Annotated in this window: 19 protein-coding genes and 1 riboswitch; of the genes, 9 read left to right on the top strand and 10 right to left on the bottom strand. The window is 38.5% G+C overall.

The genetic code is table 11. The features are described from left to right. Positions 1–5: 5 nt before the first annotated feature. Positions 6–935, bottom strand: a complete 930-nt coding sequence (locus H5116_RS14545; RefSeq protein ID WP_182716501.1) for a DMT family transporter — start codon at positions 933–935, stop codon at positions 6–8. Positions 936–1038: 103 nt separating this feature from the next. Between H5116_RS14545 and H5116_RS14540 the strand changes: the two genes are divergently transcribed. Continuing rightward, a complete protein-coding gene (locus tag H5116_RS14540; RefSeq protein WP_182196311.1) occupies positions 1039–2481 on the top strand; it encodes a PLP-dependent aminotransferase family protein in 1443 nt (480 codons plus the stop codon). Between the two features lie 76 nt (positions 2482–2557). Here the strand turns inward: H5116_RS14540 and H5116_RS14535 are convergent, their stop codons facing one another. Then, positions 2558–3352: a YggN family protein gene (locus H5116_RS14535; protein ID WP_182716500.1), complete on the bottom strand. Its 795-nt coding sequence runs from the start codon at positions 3350–3352 to the stop codon at positions 2558–2560. A 386-nt stretch (positions 3353–3738) separates the two neighbouring features. Here H5116_RS14535 and H5116_RS14530 point away from each other — a divergent pair, with 386 nt between their 5' ends. Further along, entirely contained in the window at positions 3739–3924 is a 186-nt protein-coding gene (locus H5116_RS14530) for a PA3496 family putative envelope integrity protein (protein WP_007579801.1), read from the top strand. A gap of 118 nt (positions 3925–4042) precedes the next feature. On the opposite strand, the gene H5116_RS14525 is transcribed toward H5116_RS14530, so the two are convergent. From H5116_RS14525 to H5116_RS14515, 3 genes are all read right to left on the bottom strand, one after another. Continuing rightward, the gene (locus tag H5116_RS14525; RefSeq protein ID WP_182716499.1) at positions 4043–4540 is read right to left on the bottom strand and encodes a glutathione peroxidase; all 498 of its coding nucleotides are present in this window, start codon (positions 4538–4540) and stop codon (positions 4043–4045) included. A gap of 73 nt (positions 4541–4613) precedes the next feature. Further along, on the bottom strand, positions 4614–4913 hold the full coding sequence (locus H5116_RS14520; protein ID WP_004335020.1) for an AzlD domain-containing protein: 300 nt from the start codon (positions 4911–4913) through the stop codon (positions 4614–4616). Then, entirely contained in the window at positions 4910–5614 is a 705-nt protein-coding gene (locus H5116_RS14515) for an AzlC family ABC transporter permease (RefSeq protein ID WP_004335013.1), read from the bottom strand. Before H5116_RS14515 ends, H5116_RS14520 begins: the two co-directional genes overlap by 4 nt. A gap of 107 nt (positions 5615–5721) precedes the next feature. On the opposite strand from H5116_RS14515, the gene H5116_RS14510 reads away from it, so the two are divergent. The 4 genes from H5116_RS14510 to H5116_RS14495 all read left to right on the top strand — a co-directional run bounded on the left by H5116_RS14510 (position 5722) and on the right by H5116_RS14495 (position 9886). Continuing rightward, the gene (locus H5116_RS14510) at positions 5722–6378 is read left to right on the top strand and encodes a cytochrome b/b6 domain-containing protein (protein ID WP_182716498.1); all 657 of its coding nucleotides are present in this window, start codon (positions 5722–5724) and stop codon (positions 6376–6378) included. Between the two features lie 88 nt (positions 6379–6466). Next, a riboswitch (cyclic di-GMP riboswitch) is annotated at positions 6467–6554 on the top strand. A 96-nt stretch (positions 6555–6650) separates the two neighbouring features. After that, positions 6651–7214, top strand: coding sequence for a hypothetical protein (locus tag H5116_RS14505; RefSeq protein ID WP_024597144.1), 564 nt, complete (start codon positions 6651–6653; stop codon positions 7212–7214). A 137-nt stretch (positions 7215–7351) separates the two neighbouring features. Beyond that, the gene (locus tag H5116_RS14500) at positions 7352–9427 is read left to right on the top strand and encodes a S9 family peptidase (RefSeq protein ID WP_182716497.1); all 2076 of its coding nucleotides are present in this window, start codon (positions 7352–7354) and stop codon (positions 9425–9427) included. A gap of 60 nt (positions 9428–9487) precedes the next feature. Next, entirely contained in the window at positions 9488–9886 is a 399-nt protein-coding gene (locus tag H5116_RS14495) for a hypothetical protein (protein ID WP_182196302.1), read from the top strand. A 22-nt stretch (positions 9887–9908) separates the two neighbouring features. Here H5116_RS14495 and H5116_RS14490 read toward each other — a convergent pair whose 3' ends face one another. After that, positions 9909–10661 (bottom strand): LytTR family DNA-binding domain-containing protein, encoded by a 753-nt coding sequence (locus H5116_RS14490; RefSeq protein ID WP_182696288.1) that lies wholly within the window; start codon positions 10659–10661, stop codon positions 9909–9911. A gap of 238 nt (positions 10662–10899) precedes the next feature. On the opposite strand from H5116_RS14490, the gene H5116_RS14485 reads away from it, so the two are divergent. Continuing rightward, positions 10900–13842: a TonB-dependent receptor domain-containing protein gene (locus H5116_RS14485; protein WP_182716496.1), complete on the top strand. Its 2943-nt coding sequence runs from the start codon at positions 10900–10902 to the stop codon at positions 13840–13842. Positions 13843–14124: 282 nt separating this feature from the next. On the opposite strand, the gene H5116_RS14480 is transcribed toward H5116_RS14485, so the two are convergent. After that, on the bottom strand, positions 14125–14598 hold the full coding sequence (locus H5116_RS14480; protein ID WP_004334993.1) for a Dps family protein: 474 nt from the start codon (positions 14596–14598) through the stop codon (positions 14125–14127). Positions 14599–14931: 333 nt separating this feature from the next. On the opposite strand from H5116_RS14480, the gene H5116_RS14475 reads away from it, so the two are divergent. Further along, the gene (locus tag H5116_RS14475) at positions 14932–15141 is read left to right on the top strand and encodes a hypothetical protein (protein ID WP_024597139.1); all 210 of its coding nucleotides are present in this window, start codon (positions 14932–14934) and stop codon (positions 15139–15141) included. Here H5116_RS14475 and H5116_RS14470 read toward each other — a convergent pair. Together H5116_RS14470 and H5116_RS14465 are read right to left on the bottom strand one after the other, a co-directional pair. Further along, complete coding sequence (locus tag H5116_RS14470; RefSeq protein WP_004334986.1) at positions 15138–15743, bottom strand: alpha/beta fold hydrolase; 606 nt, start codon at positions 15741–15743, stop codon at positions 15138–15140. The genes H5116_RS14475 and H5116_RS14470 overlap by 4 nt on opposite strands. A gap of 183 nt (positions 15744–15926) precedes the next feature. Further along, positions 15927–16463: a YaeQ family protein gene (locus H5116_RS14465; protein ID WP_024593828.1), complete on the bottom strand. Its 537-nt coding sequence runs from the start codon at positions 16461–16463 to the stop codon at positions 15927–15929. A gap of 311 nt (positions 16464–16774) precedes the next feature. Between H5116_RS14465 and H5116_RS14460 the strand changes: the two genes are divergently transcribed. Further along, a complete protein-coding gene (locus tag H5116_RS14460) occupies positions 16775–17947 on the top strand; it encodes a tyrosine-type recombinase/integrase (RefSeq protein ID WP_182716495.1) in 1173 nt (390 codons plus the stop codon). 58 nt (positions 17948–18005) lie between these two features. Here H5116_RS14460 and H5116_RS14455 read toward each other — a convergent pair whose 3' ends face one another. After that, positions 18006–18392 carry a hypothetical protein gene (locus tag H5116_RS14455; protein ID WP_182716494.1) on the bottom strand — a complete coding sequence of 129 codons (387 nt, stop codon included), beginning with the start codon at positions 18390–18392 and terminating at the stop codon, positions 18006–18008. Positions 18393–18720 lie beyond the last annotated feature (328 nt).

Below are 18720 nucleotides of genomic sequence, written 5' to 3'. Positions count from 1 at the left end.
CGCGTCTAACTGGGGACGGAGCCACTTTTAGCTACTGCTCTATTAGCTAAAAAGGCGTTAATTCGTTTTGTTGGGGTAAGCACAATGGCGTTACCTAATAGCACTAGGCTAAATCCTGCAAAGGTATTTGCGTGCCATTCAAAGCCTTCAAAAAAGCTACTCAGTGTTACTGCCACTAATGGGAATAAAACAATAACGTAGCTGGCTTTTTCAGGGCCTATATTTCTTAGTAGAGCAAAGTAGCAACCAAAAGCGATTACAGTGCCAAATATTGATAGATAAAGTAGTGATAACCAGTAACTTGGTGGAGCATTCAAACTAAATTGCACATCGTTCATTAATACATATAAAGCCAAGCCTATAGCGCTGTATAGCATGCCCCATGCATTGCCTTGCAATACACCAATTTGTTTACGAGAATTACGAACGCTTACCATGTTTCCTAATGAAGCCACAAAGGTGCCACCAAGGGCAAGTAGTAACCCGACCAACGCACCATTACTCAAGTCGAACTGCTGTAACTGTGGCCAAAACAGACACGTAATACCTAATACAGCGAGAACAGCACCTGTATAAATTCGTTTTGAGATAGGTTTACCAAAAAATAGTCGAGTGTTAACTATGTTCATAACCAGCAATAGTGAAAAGGCGATAGAGGTCATAGCGGAGGTTAAGTAATTTTGTGCCCAGTAAAGCATTAAGTAATTTAAGGCAAAATTACAAATAGCCAACAAAGCAAAAAAGCCATGATCGATTAATGAAAAGCGCATATCCGGTTTTTTGTACGCTACATATAACCACATTAAAAGTGCTGCAATAGCAAAGCGATAAAATAACGATAGCTCTACCGCAATATCACCTAGCTGAAATTCGATGGCTAACCAAGTAGAACCCCAAATTAAAACGGTTGTAATGTATAGCGCTGCACTTTTCATGGTTACTCTCCAAAGCCCGATTGAATGGCTATTTTAAGACCTGTCTGTATACTTACCATATACAGAAAAGTAAAAATGTAACCTATACAGATTTGGATGCGTGATGATAAGACAAAAAAATAGCCAGGGGCATGAGTTTCTATATCAGCAAGTTATTCAGTTGATCAGAGATATGAGCGCCCAGCAGGTTTTACTTCCTGGCGAAAAACTTCCATCACTGCGTAAAATGGCAGATAACTTAAACATTAGTATTCCGACAGTGAAGCAAGCTTATCAAACACTTGAAGATCAGGGGTTAGTAGAGGCACGTGAAAAATCAGGGTATTTTTTAAAAGTCGTTAGCATGGCGCATAATTTACCTAAGCGAGTTAAATTAAGTCGCGAACCTGTTGTGGTAAATAAACAAGCCTTAATAGAGCAGGTATACAGTGCGATTCATCAAGCTAATGTAGTTCCTTTTGGTATCGCTAATCCAATTGCTGCTGCACCCACCGATAAAGCACTCGCCAGAAACATGCGCCGTGTAATGACAATTGCGGGCAGTAAAGCTATTAACTATGGACCAACAGATGGGTTTGTACCGCTGAAAAAGCAATTGGTGCATCGCTATTTAGATTTTGGTATTGGCATAAATATGGACGAGCTTGTGATCACCAATGGTGCGCAAGAAGCCATGGCTATTGCACTTAAGTGTGTGACAAAGCCAGGCGATGTAGTTGCCATTGAGACGCCTTGCTATCACGGGATTATCGAGTTAATAGAAAGCCTAGGGCTTAAAGCGCTCGAAATACCACTGTGCCCAGATAATGGTATTTGGTTAAGTGATTTGGAACGCGCTTTAAATGAGCATGATATAAAAGCGTGTTTATTCTCGACTGCAATTAGTAACCCTGTGGGCAGCTTTATGCCTGATACAAACAGACAGCAGCTGGTGGAGCTACTTGAAAGTCATGACGTAGTGCTTATTGAAGATGACGTATATGGCGATTTATATTTTACGGCAAAACGAGGCACACCTGCTTTAGCGTACTCTAAAAAAGGATTAGTGATTAGTTGCTCATCTTTTTCTAAAACGGCAGCGCCGAGCTATCGTGTAGGTTGGTTAGTTGCGGGTAAATTTGCAACGCAAGCAAGGCGATATAAAAGAGCACTAAGTTGCTCTGCTTCGTTAATAAACCAATGGACGTTATCTGAGTTTATTGCCAGTGGTGAGTACGACCGAAATTTAAAAGTACTTAGGCAACGCTTGCGCGATAATAAAGAGCGTATGCGATGGTGCTTACAACAAGCTATGCCAAAAAACACACGTATAAGCGATCCAAAAGGAGGCTGCGTTATGTGGCTAGATTTAGGAGGCGAGTACGATAGCCAAACATTGTTTTTACTTGCGCTTGAGGTTGGTATTAGTATTACCCCTGGGCTTGTTTTTTCGGCCTCTAATAAATATAAAAGCTGCGTAAGATTAAGTTATGGTGTGCAATGGAACGCGCAAATTGAGCAAGCAATAGTTACATTGGGTAAGCTTACTTTATTAGCTAAAAAATAAGTCAACGAAATACAAAAAAGCAGCATTTAAGTAAACTTAAGTGCTGCCAAAGGGATGTTAAATAACATTTGCTGTACTAATTTTGTTTAAAGCTAAATAACTGGTAACCTTCAAGCTCAGGCACTTGCATTACTAATTGCTCTTCTTGTTTTGCAATATCAGCAAAGTTTCCACATAAAGAGTTGGCACGTTCTTCTAGTGCGCTTGCATGTAGCTCTACTTTTTCTTCTATTTGTGCACCCATATTTTCCATACGTTGTTCAAAGGCATCCATATCACCGCCTGAACCAAGTAACTCAGAACCTAAAGCTACTAAAATACTGCCCATTGATTGCATTACTGCTGATTCAACCGCTGTTTCTATCTGCTGCTCAAATTGTTGTTCAAAGTTTTCGCCAAATTGATTAAAACTTTGTTGGCCCATCACAAATGTACCTTGCTGGTAAAATGTGTTTTCTACTTCGATTTTAATGTCATCCATAAGCTCAGACATATTATCAAGACCGTCAATATTAAATGCATTGCCTACTTCTTCTAATGCTACTCCGGCAATTTTAACCCCCTCAAGCGCTATATTAGCTACTTCAGGTAATTGAGTGCGTAAGCTATCAGAGTACTTGGTTAGCGCGTCGCGCTGCGAACTATTCAGCGCTACAAGTTCGCCATTTACGGTTAAGCCACCATGGCTATTAAACTGCATGGTTTTATTGTTGGCGGTAAAAATTTCCAATTCGTTTGGCTTAATGCGCACATCATTTTTAAATTCGACGTTACATTCATCATTACTAAATGAAATTGCAGAATCGTTATCGTTATGAGCCATAGCGGCTGGTGAGCAAATTAATGCGCTAACTAATAGTAATTTTTTCATGTTTGTTCTCTACTTTTGTTGATGACGATTAATTAATAACAAGTTTGATGCCAGTTTTATTTTTTAATATAAAACATATGCTTAACTGTTTTTGTTTGTTTTTTAGTAAATGAAATTAATTAATAAATAACTATTTTTTAGTCAAATTGGCTAACTAATAAAAATTAATAAATTTTATTTATCGATACGATAAAAAACTCTCACTTTCCTCAATTCAAATTTAGCGCTATTTATTCACATTACTGACATGAAGACTATTTACAGTAGTCACGTGGCTTTATTTTGATGTTAATTTGCACAGCATTTTGACGTTAAACATTTTAATTTTACCGACTATTGCGATAATAAAATCCTTGGTTGGTCTCAAACACTTTATGGAGTGGGTTGTGGGTAAGACATTTAGTTACGATGCGCTAGATGACGATTTTGTTGAAGACGAGTACGAAATGCTCGGCCGTAATCAACACGATAAGAACAAGCAAAAGGTTAAAAAGAAGTTGGAAGACTACCTTGAGCAAAAACGCTTGCGTAAAAATCTAGGCGAAGACGATTTAAGCGATTACACCGATTAAATTTCACTAGTATAAATAAAATACCAATTAATATTGAGAGTTTAAATGTGCAGTTATGCGTATGTTTAAGTTTCAATAGTATTGGCAATAAAGAGGCCTTGCGCCTCTTTATTACTTTTTAAAGCGTGCTTTTAGCCTGTGCCAAAGCTTTTTGAATTGTAAGTTCTAGCTTTTCGGGTTTAGTAAAAGGTGCATAACGTTTAATTGGCGTGCCATCTGCGGCAATTAAAAATTTAGTAAAATTCCACTTTATTTTACGTGTTAAAAAACCAGGTAAAGCCGATTTTAAAAAACGAAAGACTGGGTGAGCATGCTTACCGTTTACATCTACTTTGGCCGCCATTAAAAAACTCACACCAAAATTAATTAAACACCCTTGCTCTATTTGTGTAGCGTCGCCGGGTTCTTGCTGACCAAATTGATTACACGGAAACCCTAAAATAACTAAACCTTGGCTGTCATATTTATTATGCAAAGCTTGCAGCGACTCGTATTGGTAGGTAAATCCACATTTACTTGCGGTATTAACAATAAGCACAACCTTACCTTCAAAATCACTAAAGTTAATAGGTTGACCCTGCAAGCTTGTTGCGCTTAATTGATGGAATTTGTGCATATTGGCGTCTTTTTTATTATTGTTATAGGTATTTTAACCTGAGTACAGTATTTCATAAAGTATAAAGAGCGCTCTAATTTAAAATCAGAAATAGCCCCATACCGGCAAGCGTTGTGTAATAAATATTATGTGTTTTATAGGCAACAATGATGGCGACTATCGCTGCGCTTAAATAAGGGTTTTGCCAGTTTAAGTTAATGCCATCTTCATTCAAAAACACGATAGGCACCCAAATTGCTGTAAGCACCGCAGGTGCGCTAAAGCTTAAAAATTGCTGCATTTTAGGACCTACTTTAAACGGTAAAGCGCGGTGTAAAAATAAATAACGCGTAAAAAATGTAATGCACGCCATGAGTAAAATAGTTGTCATCATAGCGTTGCTTCCTTTTTAGCGGTTAGCCTTGCTGTGCTATAACCTGCGGCCATTGCCAGCAGCGCTGAGCAAACAAGCCATAACTCAAATCCGGTACTTTTTAAAAGCGTTGCGCTAACGCCTGCTACAATTACCGTAACGAGTGAGGCCAAATTTTTGATTCCCGGAATAACTAACGCGATAAACGTGGCAGCAATCGCAAAGTCGAGCCCTAAATTAGTTAAGTCGGGCAGCATTGTGCCCGCTACAATGCCAATTAACGTCCAAATATTCCATGCAATATAAAAGCTAAAACCAGCGCTCAATGCGTATATTAAGCGTGTTTTTGTTCTATATGCTTTTCGATGATGAGAAAACGCAAACAGCTCGTCGGTTAAAACAAAGCTCACCGGTAAGCGCCAACGCATAGGTTGATCAATGACCTTATGACGCACAGCTAAACCGTATAAAAAGTGTCGAGAGCTAATAATAAATGTTGTGAATAAAATTGTGAGCAATGGTGTGTTGCCCGCCATAAGTTCAATCGCAACAAGCTGTGCAGAGCCTGCAAATACTAATAACGACATTGCTTGGGTTTCAAAGGCGCTAAAACCATTTTGAATCGCTAAAGAGCCGCATAAAATACCCCAAGGAACAACGGCTAAACACAGTGGTAGCATATCTAAAAAGCCTTTTAAAATAGCTTTTTTAACTGGTTGCATGATATTTACTCTCACGGCTTGTAGAATGGATCATAAGGATACCTTAATATTATGATGTTAAAGTAGTTAACAAATTAAATAATACTGTTTTTTTAAGGATAGGCACAATGACGACGTTAAAAGTGTGGGATGGGTTTATTAGATGCTTTCATTGGTTTTTGGTTGTAAGTATTGCAGTGCTTTATTTTAGTATTGAAGAGGGCATGATTGAGCTTCACTTTGTCGCTGGTTTTTTTACTTTAGCACTTATAGTAACACGTTTAATATGGGGTGTTATTGGTAGTAAAACCGCGAGATTAAGTGGGTTACTGCACTCTTCTCGTGCTATTTTAAAGGCGCTAAAAACACCAAGCGAATCGTTAGGCCATTCAGCACCCGGCAGCTGTATGGTGATAGTTTTTTTTATATTGATCATAACGCAACTTGTAAGTGGCTTAATGAGCAGTGATGGTATTTTAACTGACGGGCCGCTTGCTCAATATGTGTCTAGCGATACGATTGATTTTGCCAATTGGCTACATGAGCTGAATTTTGACATTTTACTTTATGCTATTGGCTTGCACGTATTGGCTATTATCATTTATAGAATAAAAGGCAAACCGCTAGTTAAGGCTATGATCACAGGCTCAAAAGAGTTAAAAGCGGATGACTCTGAGGCTAAAGTAACTAAAGCGTCTTGGCCTGCGTGGTTAATATTTATATCTTTATTGGTGTTGCTGGTATTTACGTGGGCGAAAGAGCCTTTAACTTATTTGTTTAGTTAAAAACACATTAAACCAACCTTAAAGGGTTGGTTTTTGTTTTTGGTTACATTCTTTTGTTTGATTGTTATGCGGGGTCGAATTATAATCGCCGCATTGCTGGCAAACTAGCCGAAAGGTTAGGACGCAAAGTTTCCGGTCTAAGGCTTTTTAAAAGCTATGGTAGCGGGACTACTGCATAACGTGTTGTTATGTATCACTTGCCCTCAGTGTATTTTTTGTGTATCCATAGTGTATGGATAAGATTTTGTAACTCTTAAGGTGTTGCCGTGTTTATGCATACGTCGTTGGCCTGTGGAAAGTGGTCAACAATAGGTTGCTTAAATCATCATACCCAATTATTTATTGGTGATGTGGTGAGTGTAACCTTTTACGACATGCAAGGAGAGCTGGTTAGTTTATCATTTGATTACAAGATCACCTCGCTTGAGCAAGGTGAGCCTCACGCATGGCCACGTTTAGTTGCCGAGCATATTAATGTGCATGTTCCTCTGGTTAGCGCAGGTAAAATGACCGAACAGGGTTTAATTGTAGCCTATAGAAATAATGAAATTTTTGCTTTGCAAAGCAGTGGTATATGTAAAGCACACGTCGACTTTCATTGTATTGCAAAATGCGATGAGCGTGTTGTTAAGAACCTTGATACTTATGATTACGTGTACCCTGAAAATTGTGAAAACTATAATGCGGGTACAAAGGTATTGCAGCCAAAAACTGGGCATGTATATCAATGCAGGCCTTGGCCATTTAATGAGTTTTGCCGCACGAATGACGATAATAAGTCTATGTTCGAACCTGGTGTGGGGCAAAGCTGGGCTATGGCTTGGCAGCAAATATAAAGCTTAAATTATCTTCCCAAAGGTATAGCGGTTTTAGTAATGAAGCGTTTACCGTTTTAGCCCATCCAACTATTGGATGGGCTTTTTTATTTTTATGATAAACTGCAAATCACATTATTTTTTTAATTGGTTTTGTTGTGTCTCGTCCTGACTACTCTTTAAGTTTATTACCTAATTTCCCGATTGCTAAACAGCAAGCCCATACATTAAGTACTCATAATAAGATACGTACCGATAATTACTATTGGATGCGCGATGACGATCGCCAGGATGAGCAAGTACTTGCGCATTTACATGCTGAAAATGCGTACTGCGATGAACAGTTAGCTGCTATGAAGCCACTACAAAATACACTTTTTGAAGAGTTAAAAGCACGCATTGTAAAAGATGATAATTCGGTACCCGTTAAAGACGGGAAATACTGGTATCACTCAGAAGTTCGTGGTGATGATGAATACTCGCGTCATTATAGAAGTACGAGCATAAAGGCCGATAATAAAGAGCTTTTACTCGATGTGAATGTATTAGCTGAAGGATTTGAGTTTTTTGAGCTGGGCGAAGTCGCACTAAGCCCATCCGAGCAGCTTATGGCTTACTCTGAAGATACTGAAGGTCGTCGTATTTATAATGTTCGCTTTAAAAGCTTAGCGACCGGTGAAATGCTTCCTGATGTGCTTGAAAATACAGAAGGACAAGTTGTTTGGGCTAACGACAATAAAACTGTTTTTTATGTAAAAAAAGATTTAAAAACGCTATTAGGATACCAAGTATTTAGGCATGAGCTTGGCAGCGAGCAAAGCCAAGACGTAATGGTCTACGAAGAGCAAGACAGCAGCTTTTTTATGGGACTTGGTAAAAGCCGCGATGAAAGCTTAATTATTATTGATTTAGCATCGACAGAGACCAACGATACATGGGTGCTTGATGCTAATAAGCCCACTGGCGAATTTAAAGCATTAATGCCGCGTGAAGATGGCCACGAGTTTGACGTAGATAAGCTAGGTGACACATTTTATATTGTGACTAACTGGCAAGCTAAAAACTTTAGGTTAATGACGGCAACAAACGAAACAATTGCTGATAAAACACAATGGGTTGAGCATACAGCTCACAGAGAGAATGTACTGCTTGAAGGTGTAGAGTTATTTAATGACTTTTTAGTATTGAGTGAACGCGAGCAAGGGCAAGCTCGATTTGTAGTTGTTAATAGGCAAGGGGATCGTATGGCACTTGAGTTTGCCGATCCTTGTTATTATGCTGCAATAGCAATGAACCCAGAGCCAGACACAGGCACTGCGCGTATTTATTACTCAAGTTTAACAACACCAGGTTCTTTATATGATGTTGATTTAGCAACTGGCGAAAAAACACTACTTAAACAGCAAAAAGTACTCGGTAGTTTTAATGCCGATGACTATCAGTCTGAGCGATTAATGGTAACTGCTCGCGACGGAGTTAAAGTACCCGTATCAGTTGTTTATCGAAAAGACAGCTTTAAAAAAGATGGCACAAATCCGTTATTTCAATACGGCTATGGTGCGTATGGCTATACGATTGATCCAAGTTTTTCAAGTTCATCGCTGAGCTTGCTCGATCGTGGTTTTGTTTATGTAATAGCACATGTTCGAGGCTCTGAAATGCTAGGTCGTCAGTGGTACGAGCAAGGTAAAAAAGAGCATAAACAAAATAGCTTTAGTGACTTTATTGATGTGACAAAAGCGCTTGTTGCACAAGGCTATTGTGATAGCAGCAAGGTGTTTGCCTCAGGCGGCAGTGCAGGTGGTTTATTAATGGGGGCGGTTGTAAACCAAGCACCAGAGTTATATTGCGGTGTTGGCTGTCATGTACCATTTTTAGACGTATTAACCACGATGCTTGATGAAAGTATTCCGCTCACAACAAATGAATATGATGAATGGGGTAATCCAAATGAGCCTCAGTTTTATGATGTAATTGAAGCTTACTCGCCGTATGACAATATTCGCGCCCAAAACTATCCGAACATACTCGTTACTACCGGTCTTCATGACTCACAAGTGCAGTATTGGGAGCCTATGAAGTGGGTTGCAAAAATGCGTGAACTTAAGACTGACAGTAATATTTTAGTATTTAAAACCGATATGGATGCAGGGCACGGCGGTGCATCAGGTCGCTTTAAAAGTTTAGAGGAAAAAGCACTCGAAATGGCCTTTTTTATTGCTTTATTAAATTAACTGCAAAATCGGAAAATTGTATTATCCTATATATAGAAGTTGATATATGTAAGGCGATATATGTTTGGTGCACATGGTGAATTTCAAATTTGTTCACAGCCCCCTCAGATGTATTTAGAATTGAAAGGGAGCTTTAATAATGAAGGCATTACGCTGTTAACTAATGGAGTTGTTCAGGAGTTGAGCACTCACCCTGAAAATACGATTAAGTTTGTGGTTGTTAATTTAAAAGAGTTTGAGCTGTTAACTTTGGATGGCCTCGATTCATTAGAGGCCTATTTTGCCGGTGTAAAAGAACGAGGCTATCAACGAGTTGATTATATAAACATTAATATCATAGCTAAAAATATGTTTGAAAAAGTATGGAAAAATAGCGATGTAGAAGTTAATTTTTATAAAGATACCGACAGCTATTTATTAGTGCACCCAAATGACAGTTATATAAAACAGAACTGGTAACTAACATGAGTATTATAAACCGCTATTGAAGAGGGCTTATAATACTCTCTAAACACCCTTTATAGCGCCGTGAAAGGTTTAAACACATATCGTTTTTCAGCCTTACTCTATAATCGCCACTGTCAGTAGGCATCAGTTCGCAAATAGCTTGTCTTCTTACCAGCGTTGAGCGATGAATGCGAACAAACCCTTCTGGTTCTAGTTGTTGTTCAATATTTTTCATGGTTTCGCGATGTAGTACCGGCGTATTACCTTGGGTAAAATGCAGCTCTACATAGTTGCCCGCGCCATTTATCCAAATAATATCATTGATATCAATTAGCCTTACCTTACCTACATCTTTAACCACAATGTGTGATGATGGCTTTTCAGCTTGTGTGCTCTGTTGATATTGGCGCTCAGCAGCACTTGCAATCGGGCAAAGGTGAATCAGCTTATCAAAGCATTTATCAATACGTGATGCAGTTGAATCTAATATTAAAAAATCTACAGCGCCAACTTCAAAGGCAAAACTCGCAAAATGTCCCGATTGAGCAATAATGACTAACTTCAGCTTTTTAGCAAGCTCTGTTAAATGCACTATTTGCATAGGATCAGCCAGGTTGGTTAGTTCGTAAAACAGTACATTGTATTGATCTGTGTCTATTTGATCTAATCTATTTGTTTGAAGAAAAGATTGAGATTCAAAGTGTCGGTGATCTTGCACACGCTTTGTTAAAAATGTTGCAAACTTAGTGTTACTAACAAAAGTTAATGCATGAAAAGAAGCGATCATTATTTTATATCTCTTGCTGTATATAATAATAAAGACCGTGCTTAGCGGAAAAAATGTTATGAAAAGTACAATATATTTATAAAATAATTGTGACGTACTGATTCATCCCATAAAAGCTGCTATTCGTACCAAAGACTACGCCTCATAAATAATGCCCGTAGAGTGTTTAAATAAATCCCCTTACTGTAATCCGCGAAGTAACCATTTAGTTACAAAAATAACAATTCAGGGGAATTATATGACATTAACTAACAAAGGTAGCGCGCGATTATTTAAAAAATCGTCGTTAACAGTTGCGCTAAGCAGCGCGATACTTGCAAGCTTTTCATTTCAAGGTGTTGCAGCAGAAGATGACGAAATAACTAAAATAGAACGCGTACAAGTTACAGGTTCTCGAATTCGTTCAGCTGAGGCAATGTCATCGGCTCCTATTCAAGTTGTAGATAGTGCTGCTATTGATGCATCAGGGTCGTTAAATATTCAAGACTTATTATTAGAGAACCCTGCATTTGGTACACCAGCTATTAGCCGTACTAACTCAAACTTTAATACCGCAAGTGCGGGTGTTGCTACTGTTGATTTACGTAATTTAGGCTCTAACCGCACATTGGTTTTAGTGAATGGTCGTCGTTATGTATCAGGTGTACCAGGTAGCTCTGCTGTCGATTTAAATACTATTCCGAGTCAATTCATCGAACGTGTTGAAATTATGACAGGTGGTGCTTCATCTGTTTATGGTTCTGACGCTGTTGCTGGTGTAGTTAACTTTGTACTAAAAGATGATTTTGAAGGTATTGAATTCGAAGGCCAATATGGTGAATCAAGCGAAGGCGATGATGAATCACGTCAATTCAACTTTACCTCGGGCTTATCAAGCTCAGATGGGAAAGGGCACGCGATGTTCCATCTTGGGTATTCTGATCAAGGTGCTGTTTTTTCACGTGACCGTGACCGCTCGGCAGTAGACCAATTTTCAGGTATCTTCTTTGAAGATGATCCAGTAGCAAACCCAGGCTCTGTATTTGATGCTGTAAGTCCATTTTTATCTTCATTTCCGCCACAGGGTCGCTTTAGCGCTGGGGATGAAACATTTACGTTTAATGATGCAAACACCCTACAAAACTCGTTTAGTACTAACGGTGGCGATGGCGTAGCTGCAAATGGTTTTAACCGAAGTGGCGTACGTACGATAGCGATACCTACAGAACGTTACTTATTTGCCTCAAATGGTAGCTACGAGCTAAGCGACAAGCATAGCTTTTTTTATGAAGGTACTTACGCTGCAACAACAACCGTTTCTGAATTAGAGCCATTTCCTTTTGCCTCTGACGACATCTATGCAAATGGCCAAGTACCAATTGAATTTAATGTAAACGGTGAAATATTGCGTAACGCATTTGTACCTGATGATATATATAACGCAGCAACCGACACCGACGGTGATGGTATGCGTGATATCTTTTTTGCAAAGCGCTTAAGTGATATCGGTAACCGTGGAGCACGAGCTGAGCGTGACACATTCCGTTTAGCACTAGGCTTTCAAGGTGAAATAGCAGATGGTTGGTTCTACGATACTTACTATGTATACGGTAAAACAAAAGAGCAGCAAGTTTCTGGTGGTTTAGTTAACGTACAAAGCTTTCGTCAAGGTTTAGAGGCTGTTATCGATAGCCAAGATTTAGATGGTGATGGTATTACTGATGAGGCTATTTGTATCGATGCGACAGCACGTGGCTTTAACTGTGCGCCGGTAGACATTTACGGTTTCAATTCGCTATCGCAAGGTGCTATTGATTTTGTAAGTGCACCTAGCTCACTTTCAACGTCGGTTGAGCAAGAAATCATTGGTGGTAATATTTCAGGTGATTTATTTGATTTACCGGCAGGTACGGTAGGTATCGCTGCTGGTTTTGAATACCGTGAAGAGTTCTCACGTAGTGAATTTGATGCTCTACAGCAAGCTGGCCTTAATGCGGGTAATGCAATTCCAGCAACAGAAGGCTCGTTTGATGTAACTGAATATTATGTAGAAGCAAACATCCCCGTGCTTGATTCTGTAACAATGAATGCAGCAGTTCGTTTGTCTGACTACTCAACAGTAGGCAATACTGAAAGTTGGAACGTGGGTATAGACTGGGAAGTAATGGATAGCTTACGTTTACGTGCTACCCGTGCACGTTCAACACGTGCTCCAAATATCGATGAACTATTTTCTCCACCTTCACAAACTTTCCCAAGTGGTTTAAACGATCCATGTTTAGGTGTTACTAATAGTGGCGGTGGTGCTGCAGGTGATGCTTGTCGTACAGATGTTGGTGTTACAACTAATATCGCTTCAAATGGCGAGTTCACGCTTAACCAGTCTGACTTACAAGGTATTAGTGGTTTTAACCGTGGCAACCAAGATTTAAAAGAAGAAGTTGGTGACTCTGTGACAGTAGGTTTAGTATTTACACCAGAAAATCTAATATCAGGTCTAGACATTACGCTTGATTACTTTGATATCGAAATTACAGATGCAATCGTATCAACACCTCGTCAGTTTATTCTTGACCAATGTTATGGTGGTGGCGATACAAGCTTTTGTGACTTTGTAACTCGTCGTAGTGCGCCATCAGGTAATAATAGTGCTGGTTCACTAGAGTTTATTGACAGTGGTGTATCTAACAGTGGTGGTTTAGGTACAGAAGGTGTTGATTTAACACTAACGTACTCTACTGATATTGGCCCAGGTGCGTTTAGAACTCGCCTTGCTTATACTTACCTAATTGATGGTTATAGCATCCCACTTCCAGGCGCTGATAAAGATGAGTTTGCTGGAGAAATTGGTGCATCAGAGCATAAAGCTAACTGGAACTTTGGTTATAAACTTAACGACTTTGATTTTAACTGGAGCTTAACTTACATTGGCGCTGCAGACTTTGATGATCAATTCTTAAGTGGTTTTGGTATTGCTCCAGGTGGAGTAGGGATTGGTTCAGTGACATATCATGATGTTCAAGCAAGTTACCATATCAGCGATTCAACAGAGCTTTACGCTGGTGCGAGTAACTTATTTGATAAAGAGCCACCACGCATTTTATCGGGTGTGAGCGGTTCAAGTACTGGTACTGAAACAGATGCAGGTACGTATGACCCAATTGGCCAATCATTCTACATAGGTTTTAGAAGTAAATTCTAACCAGCAATAACGACACTAATATAGTTACTTAATTAGTTACGTTCACAAAGCCTCAGTATTGCTGGGGCTTTTTCATGGGGAAAAATAATGTAGTAGTAATGCTTATACATTGTTTATCCCAATATATGAGCATTACACCCACTTAAACCCAAAACAACGCCACTGGTAACAGGGGCGTTGTTTAGTATGGGGAGGAGGCTAATATAGTAACCGAATCGCTTGATTATTTAACGATTTATCCCTATTTGTGGCCCTCTTCATTGAGGGCTTTTTTTTGCTGGTTTAGTCTAAGTAAGCCTTTAGCATCCAAACCAGTTTCTCTTGCTCTGAAATGTAATCGCTCATTAGTGAGGCTGTACCTTCATCGTCTGCATCACCAGCTTGGCTTAAAATATCACGCTGCATGTGAATTAATGTACTGTAACCAGCAAGTAGGTTTTCTACGGCTGTAACACCATCACTAATACCTTTAGCTTCTTTAATTTTACTTACTTCAAGGTAATCAGAAAATGCATGTAGTGGTGCGCCATCTAACGTTAAAATACGTTCTGCAACTTCATCTACCTTCAAAAGTAGTAAGTTATAAATTTCTTCAAACTTAACGTGTAGTTCAAAAAAGTTACGGCCTTTAATATTCCAGTGAAAACCACGCGCATTCATGTATTGAATCTGGTAGCTACTCAATAATGTATTGAGTGACTTTATGATGTCTTCGCTTTTTGCGCTGTTTAGACCAATTGCGTTTACATGTGACATAACTTGCTCCTGAATAACCGTTTGTTTGTGAACTTGTGATAAGTATTACTAATTTCGATAAATTAGTAAAATCGTTTAAATGTATCTAGTTAATAGTTTTAACCTATTAGCTGTTTTGATACCTGTATTCACTTTAGACTATTAATAGAAATGGGACTGATTAATAAAAATACTACCCCTCAAAAATAAATAAAACCCAGAAGTATATAAATCATGATCTAAAACAAACTTTATTCAAGGTAATAACTTAGCTATTTTTTTATTGATGTAGGTCAAAAATCATCCACCCTAACGGCGCATAATAATGTTGTCGAAATAATTAGGAGAGATAACATGCATGCAAAAACAGCGAAACAAAATAAAGCAGAGTTAATCGTGGTAGGAATTGCAGTCATCGCATTTGTGCTTGGGCTAGTCGCGCACTTAGCAGGAGCAAGCTTTGCGAACTCAGATTTTTTTGGTTACATTGCGGCGCCCATTCCGTTGATACTGGCTGTGATATTTTTAATTAGTTATAAAATAGCAGCCAATGCTGAGGATTAATCTTTCTCGTTTAAGCACTTTAAAATGTAATCGAGTACTTGGCGCGAGTAAATCATACTGGTATGGCTTAAATGAAACACTTTATGTTCGGCCATACCTTTAAGTTTGGTTTCATCTAGTAATACAGTGCCATCTGACTGGCTACCTTTGACTATTAAAGGCATAAGCCCAATAGGTAAATCCCCTGCGATACTATAAAGCTTAGCTTTAAAAGGCCAATTACCATTTTTAGTAAGCAAAAATTCAACACTATTTTTTAAAAATGATTCAAACCCTTTTTGCTTCATTTTTTGCGCTATATGGCTGCCTTTATGTGGAGTACCCAGTGTAATTACCTTCGTAATATTCTGGCTAGCAGGAGAGTTTGCCTCTAGGTAAGCACGTGCAATCAGCCCTCCCATTGAGTGGCATACAAGCGCTGCAGGTTCGTTAGAAATACACTCATCAATTTGTGCAAATATGGTATCGCGGTGAGGATCGAGCGTATTATAGGTAATGTTTAATACCGTCATACCCGACTCTTCAAGTCGTGAACAAAGTGGGCGCATAACAAAGCCAGACATATACAAGCCATGTAAAACAATAACGTGTTTAACTTTCATATGCTCCCTAATACCAATTTTATTAAAAACATGATCATCCTAGCGTATTAAATAATCCGCTACCTGCGTTAAAAGTTATTTAGATAGAACAACTATATGTCATAATTTTCGCCTTGTTATCGACTTATTTATTTGTCGCTATAATAGATAACTAATTTAATGCAATTGATATAACTACCGTAATTACATTAACTGTAGCGGTTTTATTTCAATATTGGTTGTATCGGTATTTACCCATACTTCACCATCTTGAATGGTAATGGCGAGCTTAATTCCACGATCAACCAAAGCAGCAAGTGCTTGTGTTGCTGCGTAATCAAGGCTAAAAATACTTAGATTTTTAAATTCATACAATTTAGGTTGATGTTTTTGCCACCAAATTGCTTGATTGTTTTCACCATAAGTATATAGCACCACTTTTTTAGATTTATTACAGGCTTTTTTAAGGCGTTTCTCATCTGGTAAGCCAAGTTCAACCCATAGTTCTATTTCTTCACTATAGCTTACATGCCAAAGTTCAGGCTCATCATCAGCACTTAACCCTTTAGTAAATTCTAAACCATCACAGCTATTTAGCGCAAAAGCGAGTAAGCGAATCATCAACCTTTGGTCGGTTTCTGATGGGTGTTGAGCCAAGGTTAAATTAAAATCTTGATAAACGTGGCGGTCCATATCGCTAAGCGATAACTGCACTTTCATAATGGTGGATTTAAGAGCCATAACAACTAATCTGAAAAAATTTGCGCCAGTATAGCGCAATTAAATGAATTGCCAGTTAAAATAGCGGTTAATTATACGTTAGGAGTTAAAAATGGCTATCCAGTGGTTCCCTGGGCGCTAGCATTAACTTCCACTCACATCCGTGGTGAGTATTTTGTTTTTATAAAATCAATGGTTTATTTGTTTTTTGTTCCGTTACATTCCGCAAGGTGCTTGCTAAATCCGAACCGACCAGTACCCCACTCAGTACCCCCGACTATAAAAATGCTATATACTCACGCTACTAACTGTATATATAGGTTCTGCGAAATATGCGTTTAACTGATCGCAAGATAAAGTCAATTGTGGCTAAGGGTAAAGAGCAAACCTTCTCTGATGGTAACTGTTTAGTGTTGCGCGTTAGGGCAAATGGCACTAAATCTTGGCGATTTAAATATACAGTTAATAAAAAAGTAACCAAACTCTCTTTAGGAAGCTACCCGGCAGTTACTCTAGCTGAAGCCAGAAGTGTGGCAGTAAACTATATGCAGCTTTTAGCTAAAGGCACTGACCCTAAAGAATACGAAAGTGCGAAAAAGCTTGAAGCAAGTAGGAAGCTAGCTAATACATTTTATGCTGCCGCAGAGCTTTGGTTTGAACGCAAACAGCCTACTGTGACCGCTCATCACGCAGCTAGGGAGTGGCGAACGCTTGAGATGTATATTTTCCCTAAGATGAAAGATATACCGTTAGAGAGCATTACAGCGATTGATACTATTGAAATACTTAGGCCACTTGAGACTGACGGTAAACACTCCACAATTAAGCGTATTTGCCAAAGCTTAAACCAGATCATGGATTACTCGGTAAATCATGGTTTTATCAATGCCAATCCACTAGCAAAAATTATAAAAGTATTTACTAAAAATACTGTCGAGCATATGGCAACGATTAGACCTGAAGAGCTACCTGATTTTTTAACGGCTTTGAATAACTCTCGAACCATTCAGAACAAAACAAAGCTTTTAATTTTGTGGCAACTGCACACTATGACTCGCTCAAAGGAAGCCGCAGGCACTAAGTGGGCAGACATTAACGTTGAAGAGGCTGTTTGGATTATTCCAGCTAAAGAAATGAAGCGTAGAAGGGATCACAGAGTGCCTTTAACGCCTGCTACCTTGGCAATACTTGAACAAATAAAGCCATTAAGTGGCCATCACGAGTATGTGTTTCCGAGTGAGCGTAATGAAAAGGGCCATGCAAGCACCTACACAGTCAATGCCGCGATTAAACGAAGCTTAGGCTACAAAGATAAGTTAGTAGCCCATGGCTTGCGATCCGTTGCATCTACAGCGCTTCACGAGAAAGGTTATGACAGCCTTTTAGTTGAAGCGTGTTTAGCCCACGCAGATGAAAATGAAACAAGGGCGGCATATAACCGCTCTGACTATTTAGAGCAACGCAGGCCAATAATGTTGTGGTGGAGTGAGCATGTAAATTCTTAGCTCTTGCTTATGGACTTAAACTCACTATCAATCAACGCTTTTAAAGCTTTCGATTCACTTACGCCATAGGCTCGAGATCTTCAACGTTAAAACGAAAGGAATTATTCTCATTATTAAAGGGATGAATGGATGAAACCAAGTACCATATATAATAGCAGTCTAAGCTATTCGTTTCATTTAACCAGCTAAATTCAGATTCATTAAACTTACCTTTTTTAAACATCAAAAGGCAATATTCTAAAATTCCATTGGCTTCTTCTTGGGTATTTAAATAAATACGCATAAAGTTATCTAGCTCTAAATTTGAGAGCTTAAAAGCATTATCCGCATCATTAATTTTCAGTTCGCTAACTAAGCAATTAAATAAGTATGTGTTTTCGCGCCTACTTTTTAGGGGTCTTTGATTGAGTTTCTTTAACTCTACACTTAGTTGCTCCCATTTCATTTTACATACCTCTTAACGGATTAATTTCTTATTATTTAAGCTTACCATAAAGATGATTTTTATGTTTTATTTCTATTTTTAGTAATTTTTAATGTTGCTTTAAATTTGCATTTTTTGTGATTTATTTATGACTTAAATTTATTTAACCCTTAATTATAGTGGGGTTTAGGCGTTTTTTTGTTTTAAAGCTAAAGTTTAAAAATAAATAACTTCAGAGTAAGTTTTTTATAAAGCAATTAAGTAGTCATAGGATTTTAGCTTAATGATGTAAGTAGCCTTTAACTTAGAGATCCTTCTTAGTGTCGGATAGGTAAGATATACCAATTTA

Origin of the sequence: Pseudoalteromonas sp. SG45-2 (assembly GCF_014164115.1) — a bacterium.
Lineage (GTDB): Bacteria > Pseudomonadota > Gammaproteobacteria > Enterobacterales > Alteromonadaceae > Pseudoalteromonas > Pseudoalteromonas distincta.
This window is presented reverse-complemented; position numbering and strand designations above follow the sequence as displayed.

What these genes read in the sequence shown, in the direction of transcription:
- H5116_RS14545 (WP_182716501.1), bottom strand. Translation starts at nt 935, where the DNA reads ATGAAAAGTGCAGCGCTATACATTACAACCGTTTTAATTTGGGGTTCT.
- H5116_RS14540 (WP_182196311.1), top strand. Translation starts at nt 1,039, where the DNA reads ATGATAAGACAAAAAAATAGCCAGGGGCATGAGTTTCTATATCAGCAA.
- H5116_RS14535 (WP_182716500.1), bottom strand. Translation starts at nt 3,352, where the DNA reads ATGAAAAAATTACTATTAGTTAGCGCATTAATTTGCTCACCAGCCGCT.
- H5116_RS14525 (WP_182716499.1), bottom strand. Translation starts at nt 4,540, where the DNA reads ATGCACAAATTCCATCAATTAAGCGCAACAAGCTTGCAGGGTCAACCT.
- H5116_RS14520 (WP_004335020.1), bottom strand. Translation starts at nt 4,913, where the DNA reads ATGATGACAACTATTTTACTCATGGCGTGCATTACATTTTTTACGCGT.
- H5116_RS14515 (WP_004335013.1), bottom strand. Translation starts at nt 5,614, where the DNA reads ATGCAACCAGTTAAAAAAGCTATTTTAAAAGGCTTTTTAGATATGCTA.
- H5116_RS14510 (WP_182716498.1), top strand. Translation starts at nt 5,722, where the DNA reads ATGACGACGTTAAAAGTGTGGGATGGGTTTATTAGATGCTTTCATTGG.
- H5116_RS14505 (WP_024597144.1), top strand. Translation starts at nt 6,651, where the DNA reads ATGCATACGTCGTTGGCCTGTGGAAAGTGGTCAACAATAGGTTGCTTA.
- H5116_RS14495 (WP_182196302.1), top strand. Translation starts at nt 9,488, where the DNA reads ATGTTTGGTGCACATGGTGAATTTCAAATTTGTTCACAGCCCCCTCAG.
- H5116_RS14490 (WP_182696288.1), bottom strand. Translation starts at nt 10,661, where the DNA reads ATGATCGCTTCTTTTCATGCATTAACTTTTGTTAGTAACACTAAGTTT.
- H5116_RS14485 (WP_182716496.1), top strand. Translation starts at nt 10,900, where the DNA reads ATGACATTAACTAACAAAGGTAGCGCGCGATTATTTAAAAAATCGTCG.
- H5116_RS14480 (WP_004334993.1), bottom strand. Translation starts at nt 14,598, where the DNA reads ATGTCACATGTAAACGCAATTGGTCTAAACAGCGCAAAAAGCGAAGAC.
- H5116_RS14475 (WP_024597139.1), top strand. Translation starts at nt 14,932, where the DNA reads ATGCATGCAAAAACAGCGAAACAAAATAAAGCAGAGTTAATCGTGGTA.
- H5116_RS14470 (WP_004334986.1), bottom strand. Translation starts at nt 15,743, where the DNA reads ATGAAAGTTAAACACGTTATTGTTTTACATGGCTTGTATATGTCTGGC.
- H5116_RS14465 (WP_024593828.1), bottom strand. Translation starts at nt 16,463, where the DNA reads ATGGCTCTTAAATCCACCATTATGAAAGTGCAGTTATCGCTTAGCGAT.
- H5116_RS14460 (WP_182716495.1), top strand. Translation starts at nt 16,775, where the DNA reads ATGCGTTTAACTGATCGCAAGATAAAGTCAATTGTGGCTAAGGGTAAA.
- H5116_RS14455 (WP_182716494.1), bottom strand. Translation starts at nt 18,392, where the DNA reads ATGAAATGGGAGCAACTAAGTGTAGAGTTAAAGAAACTCAATCAAAGA.